The organism is Streptomyces sp. NPDC048254 (assembly GCF_043201895.1).
In the GTDB taxonomy this organism is placed as follows: domain Bacteria; phylum Actinomycetota; class Actinomycetes; order Streptomycetales; family Streptomycetaceae; genus Streptomyces.
In genome coordinates this window covers 105,588-120,997 of record NZ_JBICZJ010000005.1, presented here as the reverse complement: position 1 = coordinate 120,997, position 15,410 = coordinate 105,588, and the positions used below count along the sequence as shown (strand labels likewise).

Here is a 15,410-nt window from a genome sequence, read left to right as displayed (position 1 = left end):
CGTAACCTCAGCCGGTCGCATGGATCGCACCGGTCGAAAGCACGTCATGTGCCCTTTCTCCGGCGGACGTTGAAGGAGTCATCCTCGTGCAGATTCACAGACCCAGCGCATCGCGGGTAGCCGGCGCCGCGTTCGTGGCCGCGGCGGCCACGGCGGCCGTCATCGTGGCGCCGCTGCCCGCCGCGTTCGCCACCCCGTCGGCGAGCGCGGTCATCTCGGAGGCGTACGGCGGCGGAGGCAACTCCGGGGCGACGCTCACCAACGACTTCGTGGAGCTGGCCAACCGTTCCACGGCGGCCTACTCCCTGGACGGCTACAGCGTCCAGTACCTCCCGGCCTCCGCCTCCGCGAACTCGCCGTGGCAGGTCACCCCGCTCACCGGCGCGCTCCCCGCCGGCGGCACCTACCTGGTCGGCGAGGGCGCGGGCGCCGGCGGCACGACCGCCCTGCCGACCGCCGACGCGACCGGCAGCACCGCGATGTCCGCCACCGCCGGCACCGTGGCCCTGGTCAAGGGCACCACCGCGCTGACCTGCAAGACGGCCGCCGACTGTACCGGCGACGCCAACGTCGTGGACCTCCTCGGCTACGGCACCGCCGTCGTCCGCGAGGGCACCGCCGCGCCGGCGACGAGCAACACCACCTCCGTGTCCCGGGCCGCCTCGCTCGCCGACACCGACGACAACTCGGCGGACTTCACGGCCGGTACGCCCACCCCGACCAACAGCGCGGGCGACACCGCGAGCGGCGGCACCGGCGGCGGCCCCGGCGGCCCGACCGCGCCCGGCGCCTTCCGCATCCACGACATCCAGGGCACCACCCGCATCTCGTCCCTCAAGGGCCAGAGCGTGGTGGGCGTCCCGGGCATCGTCACCGCCGTCCGCACCACCGGCAGCAAGGGCTACTGGATCCAGGACCCCACCCCGGACGCCGACCCCGCCACCAGCGAAGGCCTGTTCGTCTACACCGGCTCCGCCACGCCCACCGTCTCGGTCGGCGACTCGGTCCTGGTCAGCGGCAAGGTCTCGGAGTACTACCCGGCCTCCGCCGCCCAGTCGGTCACCGAGCTGGGCAGCCCGGTCTCCACCACCCTCTCCACCGGCAACGCCCTCCCGGACGCGGTCGCCCTCAACGCCTCCACCATCCCGGACGAGTACACGCCGACCGACAACGGCGGCAGCATCGAGGGCCTCACCCTCCAGCCGACCGTCTACTCCCAGGACTTCTACGAGTCCATCGAGGGCATGCGCGCCTCGGTCTCCGACGCCCGCGTGGTCGGCGCGACGAACACCTACGGCGAGATGTTCGTGACGGCCAAGCCGCAGGAGAACCCCACCAAGCGCGGCGGCACCCTCTACGGCGGTTACGACCAGCAGAACACCGGCCGTATCGAGATCGTCTCGGCCGACGGTACGACCCCCGTCCTCAACGTCGGCGACAAGCTGGCCGGCTCCACCACCGGCCCGGTCGACTACTCCGACTTCGGCGGCTACCTGCTCGCCCCCTCCTCCGCCACCACCGGCACGGCCGTCGACAACGGTCTCCAGCAGGAGGTGACGCGCAAGCAGAAGCACGACGAGCTGGCGCTCGCCACCTACAACGTGGAGAACCTCGACCCGACCGACAGCGACGACAAGTTCGCCCGGCTCGCCAAGGGCGTCGTCGAGAACCTCTCCTCGCCCGACATCGTCACCCTGGAGGAGATCCAGGACGACAACGGCGCCACCGACGACGGCACCGTCTCCGCCGAGGCGACCCTGAAGAAGTTCACCGCCGCGATCGTGGCGGCCGGCGGCCCGAAGTACGCCTGGCGGTACGTCAACCCGGTCAACGACGAGGACGGCGGCGAGCCCGGCGGCAACATCCGCCAGGTCTTCCTCTTCAACACCAAGCGGGTCTCCTTCGTGGACCGCGCGGCCTCCGGCGACGCCTCCACCACCGCCGTGTCCGTGGTCAAGGACCGCAGGGGCCAGGCCCATCTGTCCGCCTCCCCGGGCCGTATCGACCCGGCCAGTGCCGCCTGGACGGACAGCCGCAAGCCGCTCGTCGGCGAGTTCGAGTTCCAGGGGCAGACGGTCTTCGTCATCGCCAACCACTTCATCTCCAAGGGCGGCGACGACCCGGTCCACGGCCGCTACCAGGAGCCGACCCGTTCCTCGGAGACCCAGCGGGGGCTCCAGGCCGAGGAGGAGAACGCCTTCGTCGAGTCGCTGCTCGCCGCCGATCCCCGGGCCCAGATCGTGGCCGCCGGCGACCTGAACGACTTCGAGTTCTCCGACGCCGTCAAGACCCTCACCGACGACGGCAACGACCTCACGGACCTCATCAACACCCTTCCGGTGTCCCAGCGTTACAGCTATGTCTACGACGGCAACAGCCAGACCCTGGACCACATCCTGACCAGCCCCTCCATCACTCACTACGACTACGACGTCGTCCACATCAACTCCGAGTTCGCCGACCAGGCGAGCGACCACGACCCCCAGGTCGTCCGGATCGACGTGAAGAAGTGCGGCAAGAAGGCCCACCAGCCGAGGCCGCACCAGGGGTAACGGCAACGGGTGCCACCGGCGCATCCAGCAGTCGCTGTTGCAGAACCCGCCGGGCCGGGAGCCGTATACGGGCCCCGGCCCGGCGGGTGCCGCGGCCTCAGGAGGCAGACAGTTCCGCCCGGACCGTGCGGGCCGCGCTGACCAGGTTCTCCAGGGAGGTTCGGGTCTCGGGCCAGGCGCGGGTCTTCAGGCCGCAGTCGGGGTTGTGAACAGGTGGGGATCGGCGTCGATTGGACGCGTTCTGGCGCGCATGAGTGAGCCTTGCGGGCACTGGCAGGCTCGCTCTGGGCGGGGAACGGGAGTTCCTGTGTCGAATGCGTGACCTTCACTGGCGGTGGTCGTTGGGTGGGGTGACGGGTTTTGACGGGACCGGGTCGGGGGTGCGGGCGGTGGGTGGACTGCGGGAGGTGGCGGTGCCGTTCGTGGTGCCCGGTCCTTCGGGGGTCGCGGTCCGTACCCGGCTCAAGGGCCTGGCCGGCGAGGACGAGAAGGTTCTGTGCCTGGTCGGTGACCACCTCGCATCGCTTGCCTCCCGTGATCTGAAGGCCAGGTGCGCAAGCGGTTCCGCAACCTCATCTCCGGCATGCCCACCTCCCGGCTGCGGGCCCGGCTCGTGTCCATGGCGGCCGAACTCGGCATCCCCGTTATCGCCGTCGACCCCGCCTACACCAGCAAATGGGGCGCCCAGCACTGGCAGAAACCCCTCACCAGCAACACCAGGAACACCACCCGCCACGACGCAGCCGCCGTGGCGATCGGAAGGCGCGCCCTGGGACACCCGATCCGGCGTCGGACGGCACCGCCCCGCACCCACCAGAGCGATGGGTGCGGGCATCGGACCGTCCAGGCCAGTTCGGTTGCCCCAGGACATGAGGGACACCGCCCCCGCATCCCCGGACCACGGACACGATCCGTGCCGCCCGGACGCGGAGCGAACGCGGTCGACCAGAACGCCCAACACCGTCCGGGGCGTCCGGCTGAGCACGAATCCTGGCAACAGGACTCACTCCCGCTCAGTCTCTAGGAACGGTTGACCCACAGCCGTTCGGCGGGGATCGCCTTCAGACCGGTGCGGAGCAGCTCGGCGGCCTCCGCCGCGCTCGGCACCCGCGGCGAATGGATGTCGTACACACCGGGTCCGGCCTCACGCGGGTAGCCGTGTGCGGCGAGTTCACGGGCGACCTGCATGTGCGAGCGGGCCGCCTCCAGGCTGATGACGTCCGCGTCCAGGTCGTCGATGGCCTGGACGATGTCGCCGAACTCGGCGTAGCACATCTGCGTGTGGATCTGGGTCTCCGGGCGCACCCCCGCGGTGGTCAGCCGGAACGACTCCGTCGCCCACGCCAGGTAGTCCGGGCGGTCGGCGGCGCGCAGCGGCAGGGTCTCGCGCAGGGCCGGCTCGTCCACCTGGATGACGGACGTCCCGGCCGCCTCCAGGTCGTCGACCTCGTCGCGCAGGGCGAGGGCGACCTGGCGGGCGGTGTCGCCGAGCGGCTGGTCGTCGCGGACGAACGACCAGGCCAGCATGGTGACCGGACCGGTCAGCATGCCCTTGACGGGGCGGCCGGTCAGGGACTGGGCGTACGTCGTCCAGCGCACCGTCATCGGCTCGGGGCGGGAGATGTCGCCGGCCAGGACCGGCGGCCGGACGTACCGGGTGCCGTACGACTGCACCCAGCCGTGCTGCGTGGCCAGATACCCCGTCAGCTGTTCGGCGAAGTACTGGACCATGTCGTTGCGTTCGGGCTCGCCGTGCACCAGGACGTCGATCCCGGCCTTCTCCTGGAAGGAGACGACCTCCTGGATCTCGGCCCTGATCCGCTCCTCGTAGCCGGCCGTGTCGATCCGGCCTGTGCGCAGGTCGGCGCGCGCGGTGCGCAGTTCGCCGGTCTGCGGGAAGGAGCCGATGGTCGTGGTCGGCAGCAGCGGCAGCCCGAGGTGGGCGCGCTGGGCGGTGGCCCGCGCGGTGTACGGCTGGGAGCGGCGGCCGTAGGCGTCGGTGATCGCGGCGGTACGGGCGCGGACCGCCGGGTCCCGGGTGATGGGGGAGTTCGCGCGGGAGGCGAGGTCGGCCCGGTTGGCCGAGAATTCGGCGGCGATGGTGTCGGTGCCCTGGGCGAGACCCTTGGCGAGGGTGACGATCTCGGCGGTCTTCTGCTTCGCGAAGGCCAGCCAGCGCAGGATCTGCGGCTCGAGGTCCCGCTCGGCCGCCGCGTCGAGCGGCACATGGAGGAGGGAGCAGGAGGCGGCGACGTCGACCCGGTCGGCCAGGCCCAGCAGGGTGCCGAGCGTGGACAGGGACCCGGCGAGGTCGTTGACCCAGATGTTGCGGCCGTTGACGACACCGGCGACCAGGCGCTTGCCGGGCAGCCCGCCGACGGCGGCCAGCGCGTCCAGGTCGGCGGCGGCCGATTCGGTGAAGTCCAGCGCCAGCCCCTCGACCGGAGCCACCCGGATCCCGCCGACGAGGCGGTGGTCGTCATCGCGCGCAGCACCCAGGAGGCGATCGTCGTCAACCTCCCTGGTCTGTACGCGCTTCCGGCCGACGGGAGATGACAGCCCCGCCCCCGCCGCCGTGACTCAGATGCGCGAACCGGCTGCCAGGAAGTCGTGGAGGGAGGCGGTCATCCGGGTGACGAAGGCGTCGCGGGTCCGGTCGGTGACGAGGTCGAGGGACAGATACGGGTTCAGGTCCTCCAGCTCGACCAGGAGAAGGCCGCCCTCCCAGGTCCGGCAGGCGTCCACGCGCTGGATGCCGTGGCCGAGCGTGTTCCAGTCGATGAAACGCCGGGCGAAGACGAGATCGTCCGCAGAGGGCTCGTACGGTTCGAGGACCCAGCGGCGGCCGGGGTCGGGGGCGTGCAGCGCGTACTGGAAGGCGTCGTCGACGAAGTAGAAGGACACCTCGTAGCGGATGTCGACGCGTGGCTGGACCAGGATGTCGCCGTAGGTGAGGTCGGCCAGCCGGTCCCGGGCCACGAAGGTCAGGCCTATGGAGTCCGCTCCCGCCTTGGGCTTGACCGCGTACTGGTCGCTCTCGGGCAGGCGGTCCAGATGCTGGGGCCGGTCGATGGTGGGGATGACCGGGTATCCGGCCGCGGTCAGGTCGGGCAGGTACCCCTTGCCGGCCATGTCGGCCCGGCCGTTCAGCGGGTTGTAGACCCGGATGCCGTCCTGCCTGGCCCGGTCGCGGAAAGCGTCGTACTCCCGCTGGTAGTGGAGTACCGGACCGCTGTTGCGGACCACGACCGCGTCGAAGCGGTCCATCAGGGCCGCGGCGTCGAGCGGATGGCACAGGGCGATGTCGAAGTCCGCGCGGAGCCGGGCGGTCAGGAAGACGTCCTCGTCGCCGTACCGACGCCCGCGGGCCGGGTAGGCGAGGTCGGTCACGTACAGCAGGCTCGGGCGGGCGGACATCGTGCTTTCTCCTCGGCCGGTGGTCACATGCGGGGTCAGCCGATGGTGGCACGCCCCCGGCGGCGAGCCGTGCCGCCCCCTCGATCCGGTCGCCGTCCGGATCCGCGCGTCGCGGGGAGGCCGCTCACGACCGGAGGCGGGCGCCCGGACGCCGGCTTCTGTTCGGCTGTTCCGGTGTCCGTGCCGGCCCGGCGGCCCGGTGTCCACAGGAGGGCGCCGGAGGCCAGGCCGAGGGCGGCGAGGAGCCACCAGACCCGGTGGAAGGAGTCGACGGCGGTGGCCGCGGTGGGCGTGCCGAGGACGGCGACGAAGAGGCTGATGCCGAGGACCGCGCCGAGCTGGCGGAGGCTCGCGTTGATCGCCGAGCCGAGCGCGAACCGCCCCGGCGGCAGCGCCTGGACGGCGGCTCCGGACTGGACGGGCAGGGTGAGCCCGACACCGAGCCCGGTGAGCAGCGCCGCGGGCAGCCAGTGGGTGGTCCAGTGCGGGGTGGCGCCCGCGAAGACCGCGATGAGGGCGAGGCCGGCCGTCCAGAAGAGGGCGCCGAAGGTCAGCACCCGGCGTGCCCCGTGGGTGTGGGAGAGGCGGCTGGCGGTGCGGGCCACGGCGGTGACCACCAGCGGGGTCGGCGCGGTGGCGAGGGCGGCGCGCAGCACCGAGTAGTGCCACACCGTCTGCAGGAAGATGATGTTGCTGAGCAGCATGCCGTAGAAGGCGGCGGCGAACACCAGAGTCGACGCGTTGACCAGCCGGAACTGCCGGACCCGGAAGAGCGCGAAGTCCATCACGGGCTGTGCGGTGGCACGGTCGCGCAGGACGAAGGCCGGGAGCAGCAGCGCGGCGAGCACGAAGGCGCCGATCACCCGTGGGTCCGACCAGCCCCAGTTCGGGCCCTCGATGATGGCGAGGCTCAGCGCGGCGGGCATCGCGGCGATCAGCAGGACGCCGAGCGGGTCGGGCAGGCCGTGGGCGTGCGGGTCGCGGGCCTCGCGCAGCAGCCGCAGCCCGAAGAAGGCGATCACCGCGCAGATCGGTACGTTGACCAGGAAGATCCAGCGCCAGGAGGCGTACTGGGTCAGCAGGGCGCCCAGGGTGGGGCCGAGTGCGGCGGCCGCCGCGCCCATGGAGCCCCAGGTGCCTATCGCGACGGGCCGCTTGGCCGCCGGGAACTCCGGGAGGATCAGGGACAGCGACGTCGGGGTGACCAGGGCGGCGAACGCCGCTTGCAGGGCACGTCCCGCGATGAGCATTCCGGCGTTCGGCGCCAGCCCGCACAGGGCGCTCATCGCCGCGAAGCCGGTGATGCCGATGAGGAAGACCCGCTTGCGCCCGTAACGGTCGGCGAGCCGGCCGGCCGGGATGAGGACGGCCGCGAAGACCAGGCTGTAGGCGTTGAGCACCCACGCCAGATGGCCGGCCGTGGCGTGGAAGCTGCGGCCGATGGTCTCGAAGGCCACATTGACGATCGTGGTGTCGAGGAACACCACGAACGCGCCGAGGCTGCTCAGCGCCAGCACCCGCAACGCGTGCCGGCGGGCGGCCGCGTCCTGTACCGGCTCCTGCGTCGTCGCTGACCCGGCAGGTGCGGCCGCGGCGGCCCCCTCGGGTACGGCCATGTTGTCCTCACAGGTGAGTTTGATTTTCCTACCGACGGGTCGCGACGCTACCCCGAGTGGGTCGTGAAACACAACCAACCAGGGGTAACGTGGGCTCATGGACGTACAACCGCAACAGGCCGGGGAGTCGCAGACGGGCAGCGCCGGGGCCGTCGCCGAGCCGCTGGCCTCGGTCATGGCGGGCATGCCGGTGGGGGTGCGCCCCTGCTCGATCGCCGCCGCACTGGGGATCGTCGGCGAGCGGTGGTCGCTGCTCGCGCTACGGGAGATGTCCTACGGCGTACACCGCTTCGCGAAGATCGCCGGCTTCACGGGCGCACCGCGCGACATCCTCGCCGACCGGCTGCGCAAGCTCGAAGCGGCGGGCGTGATCGAGCGGCGCCTGTACAGCGAGCACCCTCCCCGTCACGAGTACCACCTGACGCGGGCGGGTCAGGAGCTCTTCCCCGTCATGATCGGCCTGCTGCAGTGGGGCGACAGGTGGGCGGTGGACACCCCTGCCGTCGCCTTCCGGCACGAGTGCGGGCACCCCCTGCGGATGGAGTCCGGGTGCGGGCACTGCGAGGGGGAGATCACCCCGGAGTCCCTCTTCCCGCACCTGCCCGACGCGCACTCCTGACCTCGGCACCCCGGCTCGTCACTCGGACACGGCGACGGCCCGTCCGGGTGGCCCACCGGTCGGCGTCCTCGCTCACCGGTACTCGCGGGCACGCCCCCACCTGTCACGGCCGGGTCAGCGGCGCAGCCCGAGTGCCTCTCGACCCGCGTAGCGGGCCTGGGTGCCCAGTTCCTCCTCGATGCGGAAGAGCTGGTTGTACTTGGCGGTGCGGTCCGAGCGGGACAGCGAGCCGGTCTTGATCTGCCCGCAGCCCGTGGCGACGGCAAGGTCGGCGATCGTGGTGTCCTCGGTCTCGCCGGAGCGATGGGACATGACGACCGTGTACCCGGCGCGGTGGGCGGTGGCGACCGTGGCCAGCGTCTCGGTGAGGGTGCCGATCTGATTGACCTTCACCAGGATGGAGTTGGCGATGCCGTCGCGGATACCGGCGCGCAGCAGCGTCTCGTTGGTGCAGAAGACGTCGTCGCCGGTGAGCTGGCAGCGGTCGCCGAGCCGGGCGGTCAGGTCACGCCAGCCGGCGTGGTCGTCCTCGGCCATCGGGTCCTCGACGGAGGCGACGGGGTAACGGTCGACGAGGGCGGCGAGGTAGTCGGCGTGTTCGGCGGGGGTACGGCGGACGCCCTCGCCCGTGTAGTCGTAGCCGCCGTCGTGGAAGAACTCCGAGCTGGCCGGGTCCATGACGAGCGTGATGTCGGTGCCGGGCTTGTAGCCGGTCTGCTCGATGGCGCGGACGACGAAGTCCAGGGCCTCGTCGGCGGTGCGCAGGTCGGGGGCGAAGCCGCCCTCGTCGCCGACGTTGACGCTGTGGCCGGCGGCCAGCAGGTTGCCGCGCAGGGTGTGGAAGACCTCCGAGCCCATGCGGACGGCCTCGGCGAAGGTGGCCGCACCGATGGGCGCGATCATGAACTCCTGGAAGTCGAGCGGATTGTCGGCGTGGGCGCCGCCGTTGACGATGTTCATCATCGGCACCGGCAGCAGACGGGCGTCGACGCCGCCGACGTAGCGGTACAGCGGCTGCCGGTGGGCGGCCGCGGCGGCCTTGGCGGTGGCCAGGGAGACGCCGAGCAGGGCGTTGGCGCCGAGCCGCGACTTGGTCTCCGTGCCGTCCAGCTCGATCATCGTGCGGTCGACGGTCGCCTGGTCCTCGGCGTCCAGTCCGGTCACGGCGTCCGCGATGCTCTCGTTCACGGCGTCGACGGCACGCCGGACTCCCTTGCCGTGGAAGCGGGTCGGGTCGCCGTCGCGCAGTTCGACCGCTTCGCGGGCGCCGGTGGAGGCGCCGGAGGGGACGGCGGCGCGGCCCAGTGAGCCGTCCCTGAGTTCCACGTCGACCTCGACCGTGGGGTTGCCCCGGCTGTCGATGATCTCGCGTGCGACGACCCGGCTGATGGCGGTCACGATGCACTCCTCACGCTGGGCCCGTGCGCTGACGGGCGGTAAGTTCCATCGAGAAACAAAGTGAGTCCCGAAAGGGAACTTACTATGGGTGCATGAGGATGCACAACGCTGACGAGACCTGCGGGACCGCCCAGGCCGCCATGGTCCTGGGGGACTGGTGGAATGTTCTGGTGCTGCGCGAGGTCGCCCGCGGCCATGTCCGCTTCGACGCGCTGGCCGCCGAGATCGGCCTGTCCCGCAAGGTGCTCACCGAACGGCTGGGCAGGCTCGTCGCCCACGGTGTCCTGCACCGCAGCCTCTATCAGCGGCGGCCGGTGCGTTACGAGTACCTGCTCACCGACGCCGGTGCCGGGCTGCTGCCGCTGCTCGTCGCGATGCAGGACTGGGGCGACCGCTGGGTACTGGGCGACGGCAGCCTCACCGCGACGGCGGCGGCGGACGGTGCCGAACACGCCCGCGTGCACGCCCTGGTCGGCACCCGCCTGCCCGACGGCCTCGAACTGCCCGCCGCGCAGGGCACCGACGTGCCCCTGGTCTCCCCGGACGCCCCGGCGACCGTGCTGTTCACCTACCCCGGCACCGGAGTCGAATGGGGCGAGCCGCCGATCCCCGGCGCCCCCGGCTGCACGCTGGAGAACCGGCTGTTCCGGGACGCCTGGCCCGAATTCCGGAAGGCGGGTCTGGAGATACGCGGGATCAGCACCCAACTCGGCCACGAACAGGCGGAGTTCGCCCGCGCCGAAGAGATCCCGTACCCCCTGCTCTCCGACGCCGCCTACCAACTGGCGGCGGCCCTGCGGCTGCCGGCCTTCCGCGGTGCGGGCCGGCTGCGCCACAAGCGCCTGATCCTGGTCGTCGACGCCGAACGGACCGTACGGCACGCGCTGTTCCCGGTCGACGACATCCCGCACGCGGTCGCGGAGAGTCTGCGACTGGCGTCGAACCGCGCTGCCGCGGACGGGGGTCGACCGGGCTCGGGCGGATGGGGTCAGGGAGCCGCGGGAGCCGGCCCGTCCGCTTCCGCTTCCTGGTAGGAGTAGCGCTGCTGCTGCCACGCGTCGGCGATGTTGTGGTAGCCGCGTTCCTCCCAGAAGCCGCGCCGGTCGGCGGTCATGTACTCGATGCCGCGCAGCCACTTGGGGCTCTTGTAGCCGTACAGGTGGGGCACGACCAGACGGAGCGGGAAGCCGTGTTCGGCGGTGAGGGGCTCGCCGTTGTGGTGGGTGGCCATCAGGGTGTGCGGGGAGGTGAAGTCGCTGAGGCGCAGGTTGGCGGAGAAGCCGTACTCCGCCCAGGCCATGACGTGGGTGACCCCGGGGGCGGGCGGGACCAGGTCCAGGACGGTGCCGGCGGGGATGCCGTACCACTCGTGGCCGGTGGAGGTGGGGCCGCTCGCGCAGTGCAGGTCGGCGACGACCGTGACGTGGGGGAGGGTGGCCAGGTCGTCGAAGTGCCACTCGTGGGTCCCGCCCGAGGCGGTGGCGCCGAAGACCCGCAGGTTCCAGCGCTCTGGGCGGAAGCGGGGGACCGGGCCGTAGTGCGAGACCGGCCAGCCGTGCACCAGGCGCTGGCCGGGAGGGATCCGGCCGGGGGCCTCGGCCGTGCCTGGTCGGTCGCTTGTCATGCGGGTCCTCTCTCCTCACCGGTGTCCTGGTCAGGGCTGCCTACCCTGTGCAGGGTAGGCGCTCACGCGGGGTGCGGCCGGACCGGGGCGCGGCGAGTGTCCGCAGGCGGGCCCTCCCTGCGATTCCGCCACGGCGCCCCTGCCCACCAGGCGCTTTCCCCGGGGCCGACGCGCGGAACGAAGGGGGCCGCGGTCATGCGTGAGCCGGCGGACATGGCGGTGCGGTGGCCGGCACAGGGCCGTACGGGGGTACGCGCCCGGCCCGTCACCGAGCAGGGCTTCGGCCCCCGCGAGGTCCGACCGGGCCGGCGTCTGACCAGGTACGACCGGTGTCACGCGGTCGCGAGGGACACCTCGGTCGACTTGATCAGCGCCACGACCGGCGAACCGGCCGTCAGACCGAGGTCGGCGACCGCGTCCTTGGTGATCGCCGAGGTGAGCTCGCCGCCGTCGACAGTGACCTTGACGGTGGCCATCGCCCCGCCCACGGCGACGTCGCTGACCGTGCCGGGCAGCCGGTTGCGGATGGACAGCCCGGTCACGGGACCGGTGGCGAGGGCGACCTCGGTGGACTTGATCATGGCCCGGACGGCCGACCCCTCGGCGAGGCCCAGGTCCTTGACCGCCTCCAGGGTGATCGCGGCGGTGAGGTCCTGGCCGCCGTCCAGGCGTACCTTGACGGTCGCCATCACCTCGCCGACGGTGACGGCGGTGACAGTGCCGGGGATCTGGTTGCGGATGCTCAGACTCATGACGAGGCGCCTCACGGAAGGGTGGACCGGGATGAATTGCTACGCTTTGTATGGATCGTGAATCCATAAACTAGCCGCTTCGGCAACGCCCGTTGTGCCACCCGTCGCATCCGCCACCCGTGTGCCCGCCCGGCCCTGGCAAATCCGAGAGCGCCGTACGCCATCGGTGCCGCGCTCGCCGCGGCGAGGCCGACACGTCAGGTGCAGTTCAATCTGATTGACTCGTGAGTGCAGCCAAACGTACCTTCCCTGCTATGGCTCATGATGAACCCACACGGGCGGCCCGACTGCTGGACGCCCAGGCAAAGGCCGAGCGGCTCTTCGCCGAGATGGAGACGCGGGGGCTGGTGGCGCCGGGCGAAGGAGAGCGGGCGGTCAGCGACCGCGTCCGTGACCTGGCGAACGAACTCTTCGGTACGACCCGGCACTGGCACAAGCGGATCGTGCGCTCGGGCCCGAATACCCTCAAGCCGTACCGGGAGAACCCGCCGGAGCGCCTGATCGGCGCGGACGACATCGTGTTCGCCGACTTCGGGCCGATCTTCGAGGAGTACGAGGCCGACTTCGGGCGGACCTTCGTCCTCGGCGACGACCCGGTCAAACGACGGCTCCGCGACGACCTGGCGAAGGTCTTCGCCGCCGGCAAGCGGTTCTTCGAGGCCGATCCGGACATCACCGGGAAGCGGCTGTACGCCGAGGTGGAGCGGCTGGCCGCCGAGGCCGGCTGGGAACTGGGCGGCTGGCACGCCGGCCACCTGGTCGGCGAGTTCCCGCACGAGAAGATCGACGGCGCGGACACCGAGTCGTACATCGCACCCGCCAACGACACGCCTCTGCGCCGCACCGACAAGGCGGGCCGTACCTGCCACTGGATCCTGGAGATCCATCTCGTCGACCGGCAGCGGGAGTTCGGCGGCTTCTACGAGGAGCTCCTCACGCTCTGATCCGTCCCGGGCGGTGTCCGGGCAGAGCGCGCCGCGGCAGCGGTCCCGAAGGAGACCGCCGATCCGAACCTCGCGTTCTCCTCGGACGCCGATCCGGACCGGGCCGAAGCCGTGCGCGACCGCGTGCTGAAGCGGCCGGACACGGTGATCGCCACCGGGTACTTCCCGCACGGCACCTTCGGCAGTACGTCGCCGCTCCGGCCTAGGACGATGGTTCGGTGGGCCGGCCGGGTCGGCGGGTGAAACGTCGTAGGCCCCGTCGTGTGGGCCTGAGCGGCTGGTCCTCGGGGGCGATCGGGTTCTGGCCCGCGGTCAGGGCCGGCGCCGTGGCCGGGGCCGGTACGGACCGGCCGCGCCGTTCGAGCCGGCCCCGGACGGCCTGGGCCATGGCCTGGTGGGACGGTTCCAGCAGCAGGCCCTCCGACGACAGGTGCTCCCACATGTGCAGCAACTCCTGTCCCCGGGTGGCCACCTGGCCCTCGTCGATCAGCCGCTGCCACGCCGCGGTGGCACGGGCCACCTCGGGCGCCGCCCGGTTCAGATCGGTGCGGCAGCGGATGCGTGCGACGGTCAGCGCGAGGACGGTGGAGAGCATGTAGTCGCCGCGCTGATACGCGAGGTACGCCTCGATCGCCCGTGCCTCCAGCGAGAGTTCGTCCTCCGCGCCCCTGCGCAGCGTGAGGTGCTCCCGCAGTGCGCTGGCGAGGACGAACGCGGCGTGCAGCTCCTCGCGCTGCGCGTGCTGGATGATGCGTTCGACGCGGGCGAGCGGAGGAAACGACTCCTCCTCCGCGGCCGTACGCTCGCGCCCGGGCGGCAGGTCCTCCTCGTCGGCGATGGTCCGGCTGGAGCCGTCGGGGTACACCCGCAGGCGGGCCACCTGCTGCACGGTGCGGTCGATGACGGTGGCCGCCACCGGAGCCCGCAGGGTGCGGGCGAACATGGCGATGGCGTCGAGTATCGCCTCGTTGGGGGGCCGCGTGCCGCCCATCTCCAGCAGATGGCCGTTGACCACCGTCGAGCCGTCCTCGGCCACATAGGCGTCGAGCCGGATCAGCGGCGGTGCGCTGAGCGCGGGCAGGTTCCCCTCGTTACGGGGGGTCAGCGAGTAGGTCATCCGTTCAGACTCCGGGTCGGACGACACCGACGATGGGCATGGAGGCGGCCGGGGCGATCGTGACCGTGCGTCCGGGCCGCGGGGCGTGGACGATCTGCCCGCCTCCTATGTACATGCCCACGTGCGTGGCGTCGTAGTAGATGATCAGGTCTCCGGGCTGCACGGAGGCCAGGCTGACCCGGGTCAGCCCCTGCCACTGCGCCTGCGAGGTACGGGGTATGGGGTGCCCGGCAGCCGCCCACGCCGTGGAGGTGAGTCCCGAGCAGTCGTACGACGAGGGCCCCACGGCGCCCCACACATACGGTTTGCCTGTCTGCGCCATCGCGAAGTCGACGGCCTTCGCGGCCGCTCCGCTCGCCTTCGCCCGGCCGCCGCCCGAGCCGGAACCGGTCGAGGTGCCGCCCGAATCGGGCCCCGTCCACTCGGACTTGGCCTGCTGCGCCTCCTCCTTCTCCAACTGGGCCAGTTTGCGGGTCTGTTCCTTCTTGAGTCCCGCCTCGATCCGCTCGGCCTCGGCGATCTTCTTCTCGATCTTCCCTTTCGCCTCGGCCTTGTTCGCGCGGCTGCTCTTCAGCTCCCGCAGCTTCTCCGCGGCGGCGTCGGTCTGCCGGTCCAGCTCCGCGCGGGCGCTCTGCTGGCTCTCGGAGACGTTGACCAGACTCCGCAGGGCCTGACGGGCCTGGGAGGCGTCGTTCAGAGCCTGGTCGGGGTGGTCGCCGAGCAGCAACTGGATGCCCGTGGAGTCGAGATTGCCCCCGCGGTACTGCGTCCGGGCGGCCGCACCCGCGAGGTCGTGCAGATCGTCCAGCCGGCTTTCGGTGCGGGCCAGGTCCTTGCGGAGCGACGTCAGCCGCTTCTCCTGCTCGGTCGCCTTCACGTCCGCGGTGTTGTACGCCTCGGTGGCCACCTCCGCCTCGCGGTAGAGGCCGTTCAGCTCGTTGTGGATGTCCTCGATCGACTGGTCGTCGCCTGGATCGGGTGCGCCCGGGGCCGCGTAACTCGGGCCCGGTAACAGGGTGATCGCACAGACGAGGGCTGCTATGGCGGCGCGGCCGCGCAGTCGTCTGCCGCCGGTCGACACGTTCATCGGCTCCATCTTCAGAGGTCGCGTGCAGGCGGCTCAGACGGATGACTTGCCCATCGCGGTTGCCACCGCGGTTCTCACGGAGGACCGTTCGAGCCTCGAACACAGTACCTCCCCCTGAACGGCGGCCCCTTGTATCCCGACACGTGTCGCAAACAGCACACGTTGCACGAGCGGGTGCCGGCCTCTCCGGAGCCGGCCCTGAGCCCCGGGAACTCAACGACTCGGAGAGCAACTGGTTGCCGGGGCGGGGCCGGAGGGCCGAAACAGCCCGCAGGGCCGGGCTC

At 71.5% G+C, this 15,410-nt stretch carries 12 protein-coding genes and 3 pseudogenes; 6 read left to right on the top strand and 9 right to left on the bottom strand.

Annotated elements, in window-relative coordinates; all coding sequences use genetic code 11:
* The first annotated feature begins 86 nt into the window (after window positions 1–86).
* On the top strand, window positions 87–2,552 hold the full coding sequence (locus ACGFZQ_RS15950; RefSeq protein WP_393840876.1) for an endonuclease/exonuclease/phosphatase family protein: 2,466 nt from the start codon (window positions 87–89) through the stop codon (window positions 2,550–2,552).
* Window positions 2,553–2,649: 97 nt separating this feature from the next.
* On the opposite strand, the gene ACGFZQ_RS15945 is transcribed toward ACGFZQ_RS15950, so the two are convergent.
* Window positions 2,650–2,823: a hypothetical protein gene (locus tag ACGFZQ_RS15945; RefSeq protein ID WP_393840875.1), complete on the bottom strand. Its 174-nt coding sequence runs from the start codon at window positions 2,821–2,823 to the stop codon at window positions 2,650–2,652.
* A gap of 282 nt (window positions 2,824–3,105) precedes the next feature.
* Here ACGFZQ_RS15945 and ACGFZQ_RS15940 point away from each other — a divergent pair.
* Window positions 3,106–3,576, top strand: a pseudogene (locus ACGFZQ_RS15940) (transposase); the annotation flags it as partial.
* Window positions 3,577–3,581: 5 nt separating this feature from the next.
* Here ACGFZQ_RS15940 and metE read toward each other — a convergent pair.
* A pseudogene (gene metE / locus ACGFZQ_RS15935) lies at window positions 3,582–5,000 on the bottom strand (5-methyltetrahydropteroyltriglutamate--homocysteine S-methyltransferase); the annotation flags it as partial.
* On the opposite strand from metE, the pseudogene ACGFZQ_RS15930 reads away from it, so the two are divergent.
* Window positions 5,001–5,108 (top strand): annotated as a pseudogene (locus ACGFZQ_RS15930) (cupin); the annotation flags it as partial.
* 24 nt (window positions 5,109–5,132) lie between these two features.
* Here ACGFZQ_RS15930 and ACGFZQ_RS15925 read toward each other — a convergent pair.
* Together ACGFZQ_RS15925 and ACGFZQ_RS15920 are read right to left on the bottom strand one after the other, a co-directional pair.
* Entirely contained in the window at window positions 5,133–5,969 is an 837-nt protein-coding gene (locus tag ACGFZQ_RS15925) for a hypothetical protein (RefSeq protein ID WP_393840874.1), read from the bottom strand.
* Window positions 5,970–6,004: 35 nt separating this feature from the next.
* Window positions 6,005–7,585, bottom strand: a complete 1,581-nt coding sequence (locus ACGFZQ_RS15920) for an MFS transporter (protein ID WP_393840873.1) — start codon at window positions 7,583–7,585, stop codon at window positions 6,005–6,007.
* A gap of 97 nt (window positions 7,586–7,682) precedes the next feature.
* On the opposite strand from ACGFZQ_RS15920, the gene ACGFZQ_RS15915 reads away from it, so the two are divergent.
* A complete protein-coding gene (locus ACGFZQ_RS15915) occupies window positions 7,683–8,204 on the top strand; it encodes a winged helix-turn-helix transcriptional regulator (RefSeq protein ID WP_393840872.1) in 522 nt (173 codons plus the stop codon).
* A 114-nt stretch (window positions 8,205–8,318) separates the two neighbouring features.
* Here the strand turns inward: ACGFZQ_RS15915 and eno are convergent, their stop codons facing one another.
* A complete protein-coding gene (gene eno / locus ACGFZQ_RS15910; protein ID WP_351729615.1) occupies window positions 8,319–9,602 on the bottom strand; it encodes a phosphopyruvate hydratase in 1,284 nt (427 codons plus the stop codon).
* 92 nt (window positions 9,603–9,694) lie between these two features.
* On the opposite strand from eno, the gene ACGFZQ_RS15905 reads away from it, so the two are divergent.
* On the top strand, window positions 9,695–10,636 hold the full coding sequence (locus ACGFZQ_RS15905) for a winged helix-turn-helix transcriptional regulator (RefSeq protein ID WP_393840871.1): 942 nt from the start codon (window positions 9,695–9,697) through the stop codon (window positions 10,634–10,636).
* On the opposite strand, the gene ACGFZQ_RS15900 is transcribed toward ACGFZQ_RS15905, so the two are convergent.
* Together ACGFZQ_RS15900 and ACGFZQ_RS15895 are read right to left on the bottom strand one after the other, a co-directional pair.
* On the bottom strand, window positions 10,591–11,226 hold the full coding sequence (locus ACGFZQ_RS15900; RefSeq protein WP_393840870.1) for a molybdopterin-dependent oxidoreductase: 636 nt from the start codon (window positions 11,224–11,226) through the stop codon (window positions 10,591–10,593). The two genes, ACGFZQ_RS15905 and ACGFZQ_RS15900, sit on opposite strands and share 46 nt — an antisense overlap.
* A 332-nt stretch (window positions 11,227–11,558) precedes the next feature.
* On the bottom strand, window positions 11,559–11,978 hold the full coding sequence (locus ACGFZQ_RS15895) for a molybdopterin-binding protein (protein WP_393840869.1): 420 nt from the start codon (window positions 11,976–11,978) through the stop codon (window positions 11,559–11,561).
* Window positions 11,979–12,232: 254 nt separating this feature from the next.
* On the opposite strand from ACGFZQ_RS15895, the gene ACGFZQ_RS15890 reads away from it, so the two are divergent.
* Window positions 12,233–12,922, top strand: coding sequence for a M24 family metallopeptidase (locus ACGFZQ_RS15890; RefSeq protein ID WP_393840868.1), 690 nt, complete (start codon window positions 12,233–12,235; stop codon window positions 12,920–12,922).
* A gap of 202 nt (window positions 12,923–13,124) precedes the next feature.
* Here ACGFZQ_RS15890 and ACGFZQ_RS15885 read toward each other — a convergent pair whose 3' ends face one another.
* Together ACGFZQ_RS15885 and ACGFZQ_RS15880 are read right to left on the bottom strand one after the other, a co-directional pair.
* Window positions 13,125–14,039: a hypothetical protein gene (locus ACGFZQ_RS15885; RefSeq protein WP_393840867.1), complete on the bottom strand. Its 915-nt coding sequence runs from the start codon at window positions 14,037–14,039 to the stop codon at window positions 13,125–13,127.
* 4 nt (window positions 14,040–14,043) lie between these two features.
* Window positions 14,044–15,126 carry an NlpC/P60 family protein gene (locus ACGFZQ_RS15880; protein WP_393840866.1) on the bottom strand — a complete coding sequence of 361 codons (1,083 nt, stop codon included), beginning with the start codon at window positions 15,124–15,126 and terminating at the stop codon, window positions 14,044–14,046.
* Between the last annotated feature and the right edge of the window lie 284 nt (window positions 15,127–15,410).